At 65.2% G+C, this 13743-nt stretch carries 15 protein-coding genes; 10 read left to right on the top strand and 5 right to left on the bottom strand.

Annotated features, from left to right (window positions below; translation table 11 throughout):
* Window positions 1-44: 44 nt before the first annotated feature.
* Window positions 45-332, bottom strand: coding sequence for a co-chaperone GroES (locus Q8J98_RS05770; protein ID WP_305183881.1), 288 nt, complete (start codon window positions 330-332; stop codon window positions 45-47).
* Window positions 333-538: 206 nt separating this feature from the next.
* On the opposite strand from Q8J98_RS05770, the gene Q8J98_RS05765 reads away from it, so the two are divergent.
* Together Q8J98_RS05765 and Q8J98_RS05760 are read left to right on the top strand one after the other, a co-directional pair.
* Window positions 539-1519 carry a TraB/GumN family protein gene (locus Q8J98_RS05765; protein ID WP_305293539.1) on the top strand — a complete coding sequence of 327 codons (981 nt, stop codon included), beginning with the start codon at window positions 539-541 and terminating at the stop codon, window positions 1517-1519.
* A gap of 75 nt (window positions 1520-1594) precedes the next feature.
* The gene (locus tag Q8J98_RS05760) at window positions 1595-2512 is read left to right on the top strand and encodes a manganese-dependent inorganic pyrophosphatase (protein ID WP_305293538.1); all 918 of its coding nucleotides are present in this window, start codon (window positions 1595-1597) and stop codon (window positions 2510-2512) included.
* Between the two features lie 49 nt (window positions 2513-2561).
* Here Q8J98_RS05760 and Q8J98_RS05755 read toward each other — a convergent pair whose 3' ends face one another.
* Complete coding sequence (locus tag Q8J98_RS05755) at window positions 2562-3017, bottom strand: rhodanese-like domain-containing protein (protein ID WP_305293537.1); 456 nt, start codon at window positions 3015-3017, stop codon at window positions 2562-2564.
* A 136-nt stretch (window positions 3018-3153) separates the two neighbouring features.
* Here Q8J98_RS05755 and Q8J98_RS05750 point away from each other — a divergent pair, with 136 nt between their 5' ends.
* The 5 genes from Q8J98_RS05750 (at window position 3154) to Q8J98_RS05730 (ending at window position 7224) form a co-directional block, all read left to right on the top strand.
* Entirely contained in the window at window positions 3154-4032 is an 879-nt protein-coding gene (locus Q8J98_RS05750; protein WP_305293536.1) for a TIGR01459 family HAD-type hydrolase, read from the top strand.
* Between the two features lie 239 nt (window positions 4033-4271).
* Window positions 4272-4715, top strand: coding sequence for a MaoC family dehydratase (locus Q8J98_RS05745; protein WP_305293580.1), 444 nt, complete (start codon window positions 4272-4274; stop codon window positions 4713-4715).
* A 39-nt stretch (window positions 4716-4754) separates the two neighbouring features.
* The gene (locus Q8J98_RS05740) at window positions 4755-5681 is read left to right on the top strand and encodes a bifunctional riboflavin kinase/FAD synthetase (protein WP_305293535.1); all 927 of its coding nucleotides are present in this window, start codon (window positions 4755-4757) and stop codon (window positions 5679-5681) included.
* 40 nt (window positions 5682-5721) lie between these two features.
* Window positions 5722-6171: a YcgN family cysteine cluster protein gene (locus Q8J98_RS05735; protein ID WP_305293534.1), complete on the top strand. Its 450-nt coding sequence runs from the start codon at window positions 5722-5724 to the stop codon at window positions 6169-6171.
* On the top strand, window positions 6172-7224 hold the full coding sequence (locus Q8J98_RS05730) for a low specificity L-threonine aldolase (RefSeq protein WP_305293533.1): 1053 nt from the start codon (window positions 6172-6174) through the stop codon (window positions 7222-7224).
* Here Q8J98_RS05730 and Q8J98_RS05725 read toward each other — a convergent pair.
* Together Q8J98_RS05725 and Q8J98_RS05720 are read right to left on the bottom strand one after the other, a co-directional pair.
* Window positions 7211-8005 carry an alpha/beta fold hydrolase gene (locus Q8J98_RS05725; RefSeq protein ID WP_305293532.1) on the bottom strand — a complete coding sequence of 265 codons (795 nt, stop codon included), beginning with the start codon at window positions 8003-8005 and terminating at the stop codon, window positions 7211-7213. The two genes, Q8J98_RS05730 and Q8J98_RS05725, sit on opposite strands and share 14 nt — an antisense overlap.
* A complete protein-coding gene (locus tag Q8J98_RS05720) occupies window positions 8005-8616 on the bottom strand; it encodes a 2-hydroxychromene-2-carboxylate isomerase (RefSeq protein ID WP_305293531.1) in 612 nt (203 codons plus the stop codon). The genes Q8J98_RS05725 and Q8J98_RS05720 overlap by 1 nt, the downstream gene beginning before the upstream one ends.
* Before the next feature lie 123 nt (window positions 8617-8739).
* Between Q8J98_RS05720 and Q8J98_RS05715 the strand changes: the two genes are divergently transcribed.
* Window positions 8740-9759 carry a ribose-phosphate pyrophosphokinase gene (locus Q8J98_RS05715; protein WP_305183891.1) on the top strand — a complete coding sequence of 340 codons (1020 nt, stop codon included), beginning with the start codon at window positions 8740-8742 and terminating at the stop codon, window positions 9757-9759.
* Window positions 9760-9805: 46 nt separating this feature from the next.
* Window positions 9806-10552 (top strand): alpha/beta fold hydrolase, encoded by a 747-nt coding sequence (locus tag Q8J98_RS05710; protein ID WP_305293530.1) that lies wholly within the window; start codon window positions 9806-9808, stop codon window positions 10550-10552.
* Window positions 10553-10593: 41 nt separating this feature from the next.
* On the opposite strand, the gene Q8J98_RS05705 is transcribed toward Q8J98_RS05710, so the two are convergent.
* Window positions 10594-11016, bottom strand: coding sequence for a DUF1489 family protein (locus Q8J98_RS05705; RefSeq protein ID WP_305293529.1), 423 nt, complete (start codon window positions 11014-11016; stop codon window positions 10594-10596).
* Between the two features lie 118 nt (window positions 11017-11134).
* On the opposite strand from Q8J98_RS05705, the gene Q8J98_RS05700 reads away from it, so the two are divergent.
* The gene (locus Q8J98_RS05700; RefSeq protein ID WP_305293528.1) at window positions 11135-13399 is read left to right on the top strand and encodes an adenosylcobalamin-dependent ribonucleoside-diphosphate reductase; all 2265 of its coding nucleotides are present in this window, start codon (window positions 11135-11137) and stop codon (window positions 13397-13399) included.
* Window positions 13400-13743: the final 344 nt, after the last annotated feature.

The raw sequence follows: 13743 nt of genomic DNA, 5'->3' as shown, positions 1-13743 counted from the left end.
GGGGCAAGGCGGCGGCTCAGGCGAGAACGCCGAGCCGGTCGCCATCAGGCGATGATCCCGAGGATATCGCTTTCCTTCATGATCAGCAGTTCTTCGCCGTCGAGCGTGACCTCGGTGCCCGACCATTTGCCGAACAGAATGCGGTCGCCCGCCTTTACCGAGGGGGCAATCAGCTCGCCCGAGTCCTTGCGCGCGCCCTCGCCGACCGAAATGATCTCGCCTTCGGCGGGTTTTTCTTTTGCGTTATCGGGGATGATCAGACCGCCCTTGGTCTTTTCTTCGCCCTGAACGCGGCGGACCAGAACGCGGTCGTGCAGCGGTTTGAAAGCCATGTGAAAGCTCCGTTGGTTCTCGTGTTGCATGAAATTGGCACTCACCCAGGGCGAGTGCCAGCAGGGCTGAGATAGGCAACCGTTCCCGACCTGTCAACGGGCCTGCAAGGATAAAATGCAGTTTCGCGACAGAGCTTGGCGCGGGCGGAAATGCGTGGCACCCTTGGCCCATGCGCGCCGCCCGAACCTTGCTCCGATCCCTCGCCATGGCCGCGGTCTGCCTCATGGCGGCGGCTGGCGCAAAGGCGGCCTGCGCTGGCGCAAACCTGTTTGATGCGCTTTCCCCCGAAATCCGCGCCGAGCTTCGGCACCGTGCCGCGCAGGTTCCTCATGCCGAAGGCCTGCTCTGGCGGGCGGAGCGCGGGATCGAGCGGATCACGCTGGTCGGCACCTTCCATTTTGACGACCCCCGGCATGAAGCCAGCATGGCCGCATTGCAGCCGGTGCTCGCCAGCGCCCGCACGCTTCTGGTCGAGGCCGGACCCGAGGAAGAGCTGCTGCTCAAGCAGGCCCTGTCGGAACGGCTCGATCTCTTTTTCGTGCCGAGCGGCCCGACCCTGCCGGACCGCATGTCGGCACCTGACTGGCAGCGCCTCGCCGATGCCATGCGCGCCCGCGGCGTGCCTGGTTTTCTCGCCGCCAAGTTCAAGCCCTGGTATGCCGCGATGACACTGTCGCTTTCGCCTTGCGCGCTGGGCGAGGTGGCGGCGGGGCGCGAGGGTCTTGACGGTCGGTTGATCGCCGAGGCAAGGGCGCGCGGGCTTCCGGTGCTGGCGATGGAACCCTATGACGCCGCGCTGACATTGTTTGACCTGATCCCCGATGGCGACCAGATCGACCTGATCCGGGCGGCGCTGATCACCGCCGAAGCTTCCGATGACTATACGGCCACCCTCGCCGATGCCTATTTCGCCGAGGAAACCCGGCTGATCTGGGAATTCACCCGCCATGATGCGCTGACCGGTTCGGGCATGGCCGCCGCTGTGGTTGAAGCCCAGATGCGGCTTGCCGAAGACCTTCTGATCGCTCGGCGCAACCGGGCCTGGCTGGCACCCATCCTCGCCGCTGCCGGGCGCGGACCAGTGCTGGTTGCCTCCGGCGCGCTGCACCTGCCCGGCGAAGCTGGCCTGCTGGCGCTGCTCGAAGCCGAGGGCTTTGCCCTGACCCGCCTGCCCATCACCCGCTGATTGCTGCATCGCGGCAAGTGACAAGCCCGGTGCCAGCCCCTATAACGCGGCTAACCATCGCATGTGAGGCATATCATGATTACCGTTCTTGGCCACAAATCCCCCGATACCGACGCCACCTGCTCGCCGATCATCTGGGCCTGGTATCTGACGGCGGTGAAAAACACCCCCGCCCGCGCGGTTTTGCTGGGCGAGCCCAACACCGAGGCCGCCTTCGTGCTCAAGCGCTGGAACCTGCCGAGGCCGCCGATCATCGCCGATGTGGCGGCGGGCGAAAAGGTGGTGATCGTCGATACCAACAACCCCGCCGAGCTGCCGCCCTCGATCAACGAAGCGAACGTGATCGGCATCATCGACCACCACCTTCTCGCCGGTGGCATCAAGACCAAGGCACCGATCGAGGTCACCATTCGCCCGCTTGCCTGCACCGCCACCGTGCTTTTTGATCTGATGGGCGAAAGTGCCGCAAGAATGCCCGATCCGATCAAATGCGCGATGCTGTCGTGCATCCTTTCGGACACGCTCGAATTCCGCAGCCCGACCACTACCGGCCATGACCGCGCCGTGGCCGAGAAGCTGGCACACGATCTGCACATCTCCATCCCCGACTACGCCGCCGAGCTTTTCGCCGCCAAGTCCGACGTTTCGGCCTTCTCGGATGCGGAACTGCTGCGCATGGACAGCAAGGAATATGAAGTCGCGGGCAAGCATCTGCGGGTTTCGGTGCTGGAAACCACCGCGCCGCAGCTTTTGCTCGACCGCAAGGCGGCACTGATGGCGGCAATGCCGGGCGTCGCTGCTGCGGATGGTGCCGATCAGGTGCTGCTCTTCATCATCGACATCTTGCGCGAAGAGGCGACGCTGCTGGTGCCGAATGCGCTGGTCAAGCAGATCGCCGAAGCCTCGTTTGCCTGCAAGGTGGCCGACGACAGCGTGGTTCTGCCCGGCCTGATGAGCCGCAAGAAACAGATCATCCCGGCGCTGAAGCTCTGACATTCAGGGGCGACCAGCCCCGCCGGGTCGCTCCGGCGGGGTTGCGCTTTCAACAGATGGCGCAGTCCGCGCGCACCGTCTGGTAGCCCTGCGCGACCTGCTGGCTCATGCCGCCCGCGACCGAGGTGATCGGGTTCGGGATCATGCTCGCCAAAGCTTCGGCGGCAAGTGAACTGCGGTTGCCCGAATGGCAGATCAGAATCAGCGCGCGCCCATCGGCAAGCTCGGGGCCGACAACGTTCAAAAAGCTCTGCGGACTTGCGAAGGTCACCAGCCTTGCGCCATCGATCACCCCGGTTTCGGCCCATTCGTCGGGCCTGCGGATATCGACGATCAGCGCCCCGGTTGCCTGCATCTCGGCGACCGTCATGAACCTTGATGCAAAAGCGGGCGCGGCGGGCTGCCTGCGCGCGCCGGTCACCGCCACCCATCCGTAGGCCGCCCCCGCCACCGTTAGCGCGCCGATCCCGTAGCTGATGAAGTGCCGCCTCGTCATGCCGCTCATGGAACGAATTCCCCTGATCATATTCAGGTGGTGATATATGAGCAGTGGACGGCGGCGCAAGTAAAGTCTTCGCGCGCCGCCGGGTCTTTCCTTTTTGCGCCAAGGCGGTCACAACGGCGCGAAACGGGAGCCTCGCATGACCCAGATGATCACTGCACTGGCCGAAATATCGCCCGCCTATGACGCGGTGCTTTGCGATCTCTGGGGTTGCCTGCACAATGGCATGGCACCATTCCCCGCCGCCGTCGCCGCGTTGCAGCAATTCCGCAGGAATGGCGGCAAGGTGGTGCTTCTGACCAATGCCCCGCGCCCGTCGCGGTTTGTCATCGACGGGCTCGATCGCATGGGGGTGCCGCGCGACGCCTGGGATCTGGTGGTTTCCTCCGGCGATGCCGCACAGGATGCAATGTTTTCGGGTGCCGTGGGTCGCCGCGTCTGGCACCTCGGCCCGCCAAAGGACGAAGGCTTCTTTACCGCAGTTCCGCCGGAATGGGCCGCCGCGCCCCTGATCGAGCGGGTGCCGCTGGCCGAGGCCGAGGCGATTGTCTGCACCGGCCCGTTCGAAGAACTGACCGAGGTGCCGGAGGACTACCGCGCCCGCCTGCTTTTCGCCAAGGCCCGCGGCCTGCCGATGCTCTGCGCCAACCCGGATCTGGTGGTCGACATGGGCTCGGCGCGGATCTACTGCGCCGGTGCGCTTGCCGCGCTCTACGAGGAAATGGGCGGCACGGCGCTCTATTTCGGCAAACCGCACCCGCCGATCTACGATCTGGCGATGCGCCGTCTCGAGGCCCTGGGCGGCACCGCCGAGGCCAGGGTGCTCGCAATTGGCGATGGCATCGGCACCGATGTTGCGGGGGCTGCGGGCGAGGGGCTCGATGTGCTGTTCATTACCAGCGGGCTTGCCGCTGCCGAATTCGGCCCCGATCCTGAAAACCCTGACCCGGAACTGCTCGACCGCTGGCTGGCGGGGCAAATGCAGGCCCCCGGCTATGCGGCGGCGCGGCTTCGCTGAGACTGCGCCCGTCATACTGCTTTGGTCCAAATATCCTCGGGGGGAGGCAGCGGGCCGCCCGTTGAGGGCGGCGCGCTGCCCGGGGGGCAGACGGCCCCCCGCAGCCCCGCCCGCCGCAGGCGCTGAGCAACATAGTTGCGAAAAACTGCCTGCATGTGTTAAAAAGTTGCGCGAGCCTCTTGCGCGGTGCCCGCACTGCCGTTATGCTGCACTGCAACATAAATCTGGGGACCGGGATGATGCTCGACAATCTGCCGCGCGGCACGATCTTCATCGAAGACATCGAAATCGGCATGACGCGGGGCTTGCAGAAGCTCATCACCGACCATGACATCGCGCTCTTCGCCGAAGTATCGACAGACCGCAACCCGGTGCATCTTGACGATGCCTACGCGCAGGAAACGATTTTCGAGGGCCGCATCGCGCATGGCATGCTGACCGCGGCACTCATTTCGGCGGTGATCGGCGAGCAGTTGCCGGGCCACGGTGCTGTCTATCTTGGCCAATCGCTGCGCTTCATGGCCCCGGTGCGGCCGGGCGACGTGGTGCGCGCCGAGGTCAAGGTGATGGCAATCGACCATGCGCGGCGCCGCGTCACGCTTGAAACCCTCTGCTTCGTGGGCGATACGGTGGTGCTGAAAGGCGAAGCGCTGGTGCTTGCGCCAAGCCACAAGTTCGACTGATCGGGCGGGCCACCCCGCCGCAAGCGCGAAGCGGGGAACATGCAGACCATTTCCGACTGGCAGGGGCTTTCCCCGGCGCTCAGGGGCGCATCGGTGGCGATGGGTAATTTCGACGGCGTGCATCTTGGCCACCGATCGGTGATAACGCTTGCCCAGGCGCAGCCCGCGCCTCTTGGTATCGTCACTTTCGAGCCGCACCCGCGCGCCTTCTTTGCCCCAGCCGCTGCCCCCTTCCGGCTGATGAATGCCGAAGCGCGCGCGCACCGGCTGGAAAAGCTCGGGGTCGAGCTGCTTTGTGAGCTGCGCTTTGATGCAAGGCTTGCGGCGATGGGCGCGGAGGCCTTCGCGCGGGATGTTCTCGGTGCCGGGCTCGGGGTTTCGCATGTGACCGTCGGCACCGATTTCCGTTTCGGCAAGGGTCGCGTCGGCAGCGCTGAAACCCTGGCGCGGCTGGGCGGGGCTTGCGGCTTCGGCGTCACCATTGCGCCGCTTTTGCAGATCGACGGGGTTGAGGTTTCCTCAACCGCGATCCGCACCGCGCTGAGCGAGGGCCGCCCGCGCGATGCCGCCGCCATGCTCGGCCACTGGCACCGGATCGAAGGCGCGGTGGAACATGGTGCCAAGCGCGGCCGCGAACTTGGCTACCCCACCGCCAACATGGGCCTTGCCGGGCTGCATCTGCCGCGCCTTGGCGTCTATGCGGCCCGGGTCGATGTGCTGACCGGCGCGCAGGCGGGCAGTTACGACGGTGTGGCAAGCCTTGGCGTGCGGCCGATGTTTGGCGAAAACGCGCCGAATCTTGAGACCCATATTTTCGACTTCGGCGGCGATCTTTATGGCCAGCACCTTTCGGTTGCGCTGATCGATTTTCTGCGCCCCGAAGCGAAATTCGCATCACTCGCCGCGCTTATCCAGCAGATCGAGGCGGATTGCGCAGCGGCGCGGTCATGCCTGACCGCGCTGTGACCCCTTTCCATTCGCCTGGCTTTGCGGCAGCTTCCGCGCCATGACACCGCCCAACCGCCCCCGTTTCTGGGAACTGCCGCTTGGCAAGCTGACGCCTTCGGAATGGGAGGCGCTTTGCGACGGCTGCGGCAAATGCTGCCTCAACAAGCTTGAGTTCGAGGATGACGGCGAGGTTGCCTTTACCCGGGTCGCCTGCCGCCTGCTCGACAGCCAGGCCTGCCGCTGCAAAAGCTACGAGAACCGCCACCAGTTCGTGCCGGAGTGCATTCGGATGACGCCGCGGAGCATCAAGGAGGGTGCCTATTGGATGCCCTCGACCTGTGCCTATCGGCTGCGGTTCTTCGGCAAACCGCTGCCCGACTGGCACCCGCTGCTGACCGGCGACCCCGAAAGCGTGCATGCCGCGGGCCAGTCTGTGCGCGGCTGGACGGTGTCAGAGCGCGACGTGCCCGAAGCCGATTGGGAAGCCCATATCATCGAGGATCTCTGAATGAATTTTGCCTCCGACAATGCCTCTGCCGCCGCCCCCGATATCCTCGCGGCCGTGGCCGCCGCCAACAGCGGTTACGCCATGCCCTACGGCAACGATGCGCTGAGCGAGCAGGTGCGGGAGCGGCTGCGCGCGCTCTTTGAGGCACCCGAGGCGGCGGTCTATCTGGTGGCCACCGGCACCGTTGCCAACGCGCTTTCCTGCGCGATTCTGACCGAACCCTGGGGTGCGATCTTCTGCCACCGCAACGCGCATATCGAAGAGGATGAATGCGGCGCGCCCGAGTTCTACACCGGTGGCTCCAAGCTGGTTCTGGTCGATGGCGCGCATGCCAAGATGGCCCCCGAAGCGCTTGCCGAGGCAATTGGCTTCACCGGGCGTTCGGGGGTGCATAACGTTCAGCGCGGCATGGTGAGTCTGACCAATGCCAGCGAGCACGGCACCGTCTACACGCCCGCCGAGGTAGCGGCGCTTTCGGAAGTGGCCAGGGGGTTTGGCCTGCCGGTGCATATGGATGGTGCGCGTTTTGCCAATGCGATTGTCGCTTCGGGTGCCAGCCCCGCCGAGATGACCTGGCGCGCGGGGGTGGATGTGCTGTCGTTTGGTGGCACCAAGAACGGCTGCCTCGGGGTCGAGGCGGTAATCATCTTCGATCCGGCGAAAGCATGGGAGTTCGAGCTTCGGCGCAAGCGGGGCGGGCATCTTTTTTCCAAGCACAGGTTTCTTGCAGCGCAGATGCTGGCCTATCTGGAGGGCGGGCTCTGGCTTCGGCTTGCGGGCCATGCCAATGCCATGGCGGCGCGACTGGCAGATGGCATTCTGCGTCTGCCCGGTGCCTCTCTGGTGCACCCGACCGAAGCCAACGCGGTCTTTGCGGCTTTTCCGCGCGCTGCGCACCGGCGGGCGCATGCGGGCGGGGCCGCCTATTACCTCTGGCCTTTTGACCAGTCGCTTGCAGGCGATGCCGACGCGCCGCTTTCGGCGCGGCTCGTGTGCAGTTGGTCCACCACCCCGGAGGATGTCGAGGGGCTGCTTGCGCTCATGCGCGGCTGAGGTTGAGCGCGATCAGCTCGGCGACCCCTGCGGCATGGGTGAGCGGCAGCATATGCCCCGCCCCCGGCATCACCGCAACGCCCACATCGGGCAGCCGCGCGGCAATGGCTTCGCAGATGATCGCCATGATCGAGGGGCTTTTCTCGCCCCGGATCAGCATCACCGGGGCGTCGATACCCTCAAGCCCGCCGGCGCGCAACACCTCGGCGGTATCGGCAAAGGTCGCCTCGCCCCCCGCCAGAACCAGCGGCATCTGCGCCACAAACGCCCGGCGGGTGTTCAGGTCGAGCTTCTCCCAAGGCAGCCCGGCCCCCCATTGACCGACAAAGCCCCGCGCCGCAGCTTCGGTGTCGCCCGCGTCGATCAATGCCTGAAGCCTGACATTGTCGGCCATCTGCGCGGCAAATTCGGCGGTGCCAGCGGCAGCGACAAACAGCACCGGTTCGATCAGTGTCAGCGTACGCACCGCCTCGGGGGCGGCCACTGCCAGCCGCAGCGCGACCGTTGCGCCGAAGGAATGACCGATCAGGTCGATCGGGCGGTCGATGAAGCTGGCGGCGATGCGGGTGACATCGCCCTGATAATCACTGCCCGCCCAGGCCGCGCTCTGGCCGTGGCCGGGCATGTCGAAGGCGGTGATCGCGAGTTCTGGCAGACGCGCCGCGACCCCGGCCCAGGCACCGGAATGGGCCAGCGTGCAATGCACTGCGAGGGCAGGGCGCGCGCCACTGCCAAAAACCTGCCAGAAGGTCGGATGCCCCGCCCGTATCTCGCGCGGCATCAGAGCCCCGCGAGATGGTCGTCGAGCATGTCCAGCCGGTCCTGCCCCCAGAACCGCGCATCGGTTTCGCGCACGATGTAGAAGGGCGCACCGAATGCGCCACGCTCGACAGCGGTTTCAAGGTTGCGCTCGTAGGTGTCTGCCCCGATGAACAGGCCGCTATCGGCAAGTGCCGGGTCGAAGCCATGGCGCGCCAGCAGATCGCGGATCACCGCATCTTCGGCAATGTCGCGCCCTTCGGCCCATGCCGCCCGAAGCACCCCCTGCACGAGGCCTGCCAAATCGCCAGTGGCACCCTTTGCCGCAGCCGCCTGCGCGGCGATGATGGCATAGGAGGCGGGGGCGGGGTTGGTGGGGATATGCGCGGGCTTGAGGTTGAACGGCATCCCGAGCCGTTTGGCCCAGCGCACAAGTTCCTGCGCGCGGTAGGCCTGGCGCGAAGGGTGGCGCGCGGCGGGCGCGGTGCCACCGGTGCGCGCGAACAGCGCCACCACGTCGAGCGGATAGTAGTGCACCCGCGCGCCATGCCGTGCCGCAATCTTTTCCAGCCGATCACCCGCAAGATAGGTCCAGGGCGAGACAGTCGAGAAAAAGTAGTCGATATGCGCCATGCTGCTGGCCCCCCTGTCGCTTGCGTTTGCGGGCAGGCTAGCCCGGTGCTAAGGCAGGCGCAATTGCCCGAATCCCGTCGAACGGCGGTCGCACCGCCTGACTTTCCTCGCAGGAGCTGCCCAATGCCCGCCATGACCGAACCCAAACTCATCTCCGGCAATGCCAACCGCCCGCTCGCCCAGGCCATCGCGCGGCGCATGTCGATGCACCGGGGCATGAATGTGGCACTGGTCGAGGCGCGGGTCGAACGCTTCAACGATGGCGAGATATTCGTGGAAGTGTTCGAGAACGTGCGCGGCGAGGACATGTATATCATCCAGCCGACATCGAACCCGGCCAACGACAACCTGATGGAACTCTTGATCATGGTCGATGCGCTGCGCCGGTCTTCGGCGGCGCGGATTACCGCGGTGATCCCCTATTTCGGCTACGCAAGGCAAGACCGCCGCGCCAAGGCCCGCACCCCGATTTCGGCAAAACTGGTAGCGAACCTCCTGACCGAGGCGGGGGTGCACCGGGTGCTCACGCTCGATCTGCACGCGGCGCAGATTCAGGGATTTTTCGACATTCCGGTGGACAACCTTTATGCCGCACCGGTGTTCGGGCTTGATATCAAACACCATTTTGCAGGCCAGCTTGGCGATATCATGGTAATCTCGCCCGATGTCGGCGGCGTGGCGCGGGCGCGCGACCTTGCGCAGCGGCTTGGTGCGCCGCTGGCGATCGTCGACAAGCGCCGCGAAAAGGCGGGCGAGGTGGCGGGCATGACGGTGATCGGCGATGTTTCGGGCAAGAAATGCATCATCGTCGATGACATCTGCGATACTGCGGGCACGCTCTGCAAAGCCGCCGACATCCTGATGGAACATGGTGCCACCGAGGTGCACAGCTACATCTCCCATGGCGTGCTTTCTGGCCCGGCGGTCGAGCGGATCAAGGCGTCGGTGATGAAATCGCTGGTCATAACCGATTCGATCGAGCCCACGGCGGCGGTGCGGTCCTGCCCGAATATCCGCATCGTGCCGGTGGCCCCGATGTTCGCGCAGGCGGTGCTGAACATCTGGAATGGCACTTCCGTATCGTCGCTGTTTGAAACCGATACTCTGGTGCCGATCTACGAAGGAATGTATTCGCGCGCCTGACCCCGCGGGGCTGGAAACCGGTGCCCCGGCAGCTTACATTCATGCCATGTTGCGCCGCATTTCATTGGCCCTGATGCTGTTGCTGGCCACCTCGGTTGTGGCCGAAGCGCGCTGTGCGGTGCTTTTGCACGGGCTCGCGCGGTCTGACCGGTCGCTGCTGCTGCTGCAGGGCGTATTGTCGCGGCTTGGCTATCAGGTGGTCAATTCCGATTACCCCTCGACCGACGAGGCGCTGCAAAACCTTGTCGGCTATGTCGATGCCGCGGTGGCCGAGTGCAAGGACCCGGGCGCGGTCGATTTCGTTACCCATTCGATGGGCGGTATCCTGTTGCGGGTCTGGGCGCTCCGGGCGGAGAACACCGCCCGCATCGGTCGCGCGGTTATGCTCGCGCCGCCAAACCAGGGTTCGGAAGTCGCCGACCTGCTGACCCGGTCCGATACGCTCGCCTGGCTGCGCGGGCCTTCGGCAATGCAGCTTGCCACCGAGGGCGAAACCGCGCTGGCGGGACGTTTGCCCGGCGTGGCATTTGAACTTGGGGTGATCGCGGGCGACCGGTCGATCAATCCGGCGTCGCGGATTCTGTTCGACGGCGAGAATGACGGGCTGGTAAGCGTCGAAAGCACCCGTGTCGAGGGGATGAACGACCATATCGTGCTGCCGGTCACCCATACGCTCATGGTCAACGACCCGCAGGTGATCTTCGAGGTACAAAGCTTCCTTTCCAAGGGCTATTTCGTGCCGGTGCCAAGCTGGCGCGAGGCCATGCAGCGGCTCATCGACGGCAACTGGTAGCACGGGCGGAAGCCCGTGCCGGGCACCATTGCCGGGACCGTTCAGCGCAGCCCGATCACCGACATCGCATCCAGCAGATCGCGCGGCAGAGGGTCGGTGTGGTCACGACCCTGTGGCAGGTCGCGCGGCGCGTCGGCGGGCATGAGGTAGCGCCAGCCCTGAAACGGGCGGCGCGGTTGCGCCTCGGTGCGCAGGGCCTCGGGTGCCAGGATCAGCGCGCAGCGCAAGATACCGTCGGCACCGCGCCGTTCTTCAAGCCGCAGCAGCCTCTGATGCGCCAGTACCGCCCCCTTGAACACCCAGTAAAGCGAGCCGCCCGCCAGAAGCTCGGCCTCACGCCTGGGCCACATGCGGGTGACATGTTCTGCCGGACCATCGCCAAACCGGGCGTGCTGCCAGGCCAGCAGATCATCGACCCCCTCGGCCCCGACGCAAAGCTTTATCAGATGCAGCATATCGGCCAATCACCCCCTTCGGACCCTATATAGTGGAGCCCCAGGCCAAGGCAACGTTGACCCGCGCCCGCGCGGCGCGTATCGTGGCAGCCCCTTGCCCGCGCAATTTCCCAACTCCGGACCTCCCATGAGCCGCTTTGCCGCCCCCATCGCCGAACAGATCTGGGACATGAAATACCGCCTGAAGGCGGCTGATGGCGCGCCCATCGACCAGACGGTCGAAGATAGCTGGCGCCGCGTTGCCCGCGCCCTTGCCGAGGCCGAGGCGGAACCTGCGCTGTGGGAAGCGCGGTTCTACGAAGCGCTGGAAGATTTCAAGTTCCTTCCCGCCGGGCGGATTGCCGCAGGTGCGGGCACCGGCCGGGCGGTGACGCTGTTCAACTGCTTCGTGATGGGCACCATTCCCGATTCGATGGGTGGCATTTTCGAGATGCTGAAAGAGGCCGCGCTGACCATGCAGCAGGGCGGTGGCATCGGCTATGATTTTTCCACCATCCGCCCGCGCGGGGCCGAGGTGAAAGGGGTGGCGGCGGATGCCTCGGGCCCGCTCAGCTTCATGGATGTGTGGGATGCGATGTGTCGCACGATCATGTCGGCGGGCTCGCGCCGGGGTGCGATGATGGCGACCATGCGCTGCGACCACCCCGACATCGAGGCCTTCATTTCGGCCAAACAGGATGCGGCGCGGCTGCGGATGTTCAACCTTTCGGTGCTGGTGACCGATCCGTTCATGGCGGCGGTCAAGGCCGACGGTCCTTGGGATCTGCGCTTTGGCGGCAAGATCTACCAAACCCTCAACGCCCGCGATCTCTGGATGCGGATCATGCGCGCGACCTATGATTTCGCCGAGCCGGGGGTGATCTTCATCGACCGCATCAACGCGATGAACAATCTCAGCTACTGCGAGACCATTGCTGCAACCAACCCCTGTGGCGAGCAGCCGCTGCCGCCCTATGGTGCCTGCCTGCTGGGCAGCATCAACCTTGCCCGGCTGGTGGCGCGACCGTTCGAAGCCGGGGCGGCGCTTGATGCAGGCGCGCTTGACCGGCTGGTGCGGGTCGCGGTGCGGATGATGGATAACGTGGTTGATGCCAGCCGTTTTCCGCTGCCACAGCAGGCGGCGGAAGCGCAGGCGAAACGGCGCATCGGCCTTGGTGTCACCGGGCTGGCGGATGCGCTTTTGATGCTGGGTCTGCGCTATGGCAGCAGCGCGGCGGCGGCGCAGACGGAAGCCTGGATGCACGCGATTGCCCGCGCGGCCTACCTTGCCAGCGCCGAACTGGCGCGTGAAAAGGGGCCGTTTCCGCTGTTTGATGCCGAGAAATACCTGGCCTCGGGCACCATGCAGGCGATGGATGCCGATGTGCGCGAGGCGATCCGCGCCCACGGCATCCGCAACAGCCACCTGACCTCGATTGCCCCCACCGGCACCATCTCGCTTTACGCCGGCAACGTCAGTTCCGGCATCGAACCGGTCTTTGCCTATGCCTATACCCGCAAGGTGCTGCAACCCGATGGCAGCCGCAGCGAAGAGGAAGTGGTCGATTACGCCGTGCAGATGTGGCGCGACCTGCGCGGCGACGCTGCCTTGCCCGAGCATTTTGCCAACGCCCAGACGCTGCCGCCGCTTGACCATGTGCGGATGCAGGCGGCGGCGCAGAAATGGGTGGACAGTTCCATTTCCAAAACCATCAACTGTCCCGCCGACATCAGCTTTGACGATTTCCAGCAGGTCTATATGGCGGCCTGGGATGCGGGCTGCAAAGGCTGCACCACCTACCGCCCGAACGCGGTGACGGGTTCGGTGCTGGCGGTAAGCGAGGCTGGCGAAAAGGCACCCGAGCGCGATAGCGGGGTCGAGGTGGTGTATCTGACCGAACCGCTCAGCCGCCCGGCGGCGCTGGAGGGTGCCACCTACAAGCTGAAATGGCCGGGCTCGGAGCACGCCATCTACATCACCGTCAACGATATCCTGCAAGGCGGCCACCGGCGGCCTTTCGAGGTGTTCATCAACTCGAAGAACATGGAGCATTTCGCCTGGACCGTGGCGCTGACGCGGATGATTTCGGCGGTGTTCCGGCGCGGCGGCGATGTGAGCTTCGTGGTCGAGGAGCTGAAGGCGGTGTTCGACCCGCGCGGCGGGGCCTGGATGGAGGGCAAGTATGTGCCCTCGATCCTTGCCGCGATTGGCGGGGTGATCGAACGCCACCTGATCGCCATCGGCTTCATTGCGGGTGAAGGGCTGGGGTTGAAGTCTGACCCGCGCGCTCTGGCGCTTGCCGCCGACGGCACCCCGCGCGCGCCCGCCTGCCCCAATTGCGGTGCCTATGCCATGCGGATGGTCGAGGGCTGCATGGTTTGCGCGGACTGCGGCCATTCGAAATGCAGCTGACGCATGGGGAATGACAAGGCCACGCGAAACCGGACGCCGAATTGGCGGCGTTAAAATGGTTCGCCTGTTATAAGCGCGCACGTCCAAACGCGGGCATTGCCCGCTGCTGGTATTTTAGATCTCATGGTCGCCAACAAGCCAGGCAGTCAAAGCCGGGACGCCGGACCGCCTGACTCGTTGGGTTTGACGGCACCTGCGCTCGGGGCACTAGTGTTCCGAGTCTGACATTTGCTACCGATTTCCCCTGATTTCATCGAGAGCATCGAGCGCGCGGCGCTCGCGGGTGATGATATCATCGGCGGTCTTGCTCCAGACGAAGGGCTTCGGTTTGGCGTTGTGCTGCA

The organism is Phaeovulum sp., assembly GCF_030684035.1.
In the GTDB taxonomy this organism is placed as follows: domain Bacteria; phylum Pseudomonadota; class Alphaproteobacteria; order Rhodobacterales; family Rhodobacteraceae; genus UBA6213.
Note: the sequence above shows the minus strand (reverse complement) of the source record. Positions and strands in the feature narration are given on the sequence as shown.

Bases quoted from the DNA above. Each gene is read 5' to 3' on its own strand.
- Q8J98_RS05700 (WP_305293528.1), top strand. From the start codon at position 11,135: ATGAGCCGCTTTGCCGCCCCCATCGCCGAACAGATCTGGGACATGAAA.
- Q8J98_RS05755 (WP_305293537.1), bottom strand. From the start codon at position 3,017: ATGAGCGGCATGACGAGGCGGCACTTCATCAGCTACGGGATCGGCGCG.
- Q8J98_RS05720 (WP_305293531.1), bottom strand. From the start codon at position 8,616: ATGGCGCATATCGACTACTTTTTCTCGACTGTCTCGCCCTGGACCTAT.
- Q8J98_RS05750 (WP_305293536.1), top strand. From the start codon at position 3,154: ATGACCCAGATGATCACTGCACTGGCCGAAATATCGCCCGCCTATGAC.
- Q8J98_RS05730 (WP_305293533.1), top strand. From the start codon at position 6,172: ATGAATTTTGCCTCCGACAATGCCTCTGCCGCCGCCCCCGATATCCTC.
- Q8J98_RS05740 (WP_305293535.1), top strand. From the start codon at position 4,755: ATGCAGACCATTTCCGACTGGCAGGGGCTTTCCCCGGCGCTCAGGGGC.
- Q8J98_RS05760 (WP_305293538.1), top strand. From the start codon at position 1,595: ATGATTACCGTTCTTGGCCACAAATCCCCCGATACCGACGCCACCTGC.
- Q8J98_RS05735 (WP_305293534.1), top strand. From the start codon at position 5,722: ATGACACCGCCCAACCGCCCCCGTTTCTGGGAACTGCCGCTTGGCAAG.
- Q8J98_RS05770 (WP_305183881.1), bottom strand. From the start codon at position 332: ATGGCTTTCAAACCGCTGCACGACCGCGTTCTGGTCCGCCGCGTTCAG.
- Q8J98_RS05715 (WP_305183891.1), top strand. From the start codon at position 8,740: ATGCCCGCCATGACCGAACCCAAACTCATCTCCGGCAATGCCAACCGC.
- Q8J98_RS05745 (WP_305293580.1), top strand. From the start codon at position 4,272: ATGCTCGACAATCTGCCGCGCGGCACGATCTTCATCGAAGACATCGAA.
- Q8J98_RS05725 (WP_305293532.1), bottom strand. From the start codon at position 8,005: ATGCCGCGCGAGATACGGGCGGGGCATCCGACCTTCTGGCAGGTTTTT.
- Q8J98_RS05710 (WP_305293530.1), top strand. From the start codon at position 9,806: ATGTTGCGCCGCATTTCATTGGCCCTGATGCTGTTGCTGGCCACCTCG.
- Q8J98_RS05765 (WP_305293539.1), top strand. From the start codon at position 539: ATGGCCGCGGTCTGCCTCATGGCGGCGGCTGGCGCAAAGGCGGCCTGC.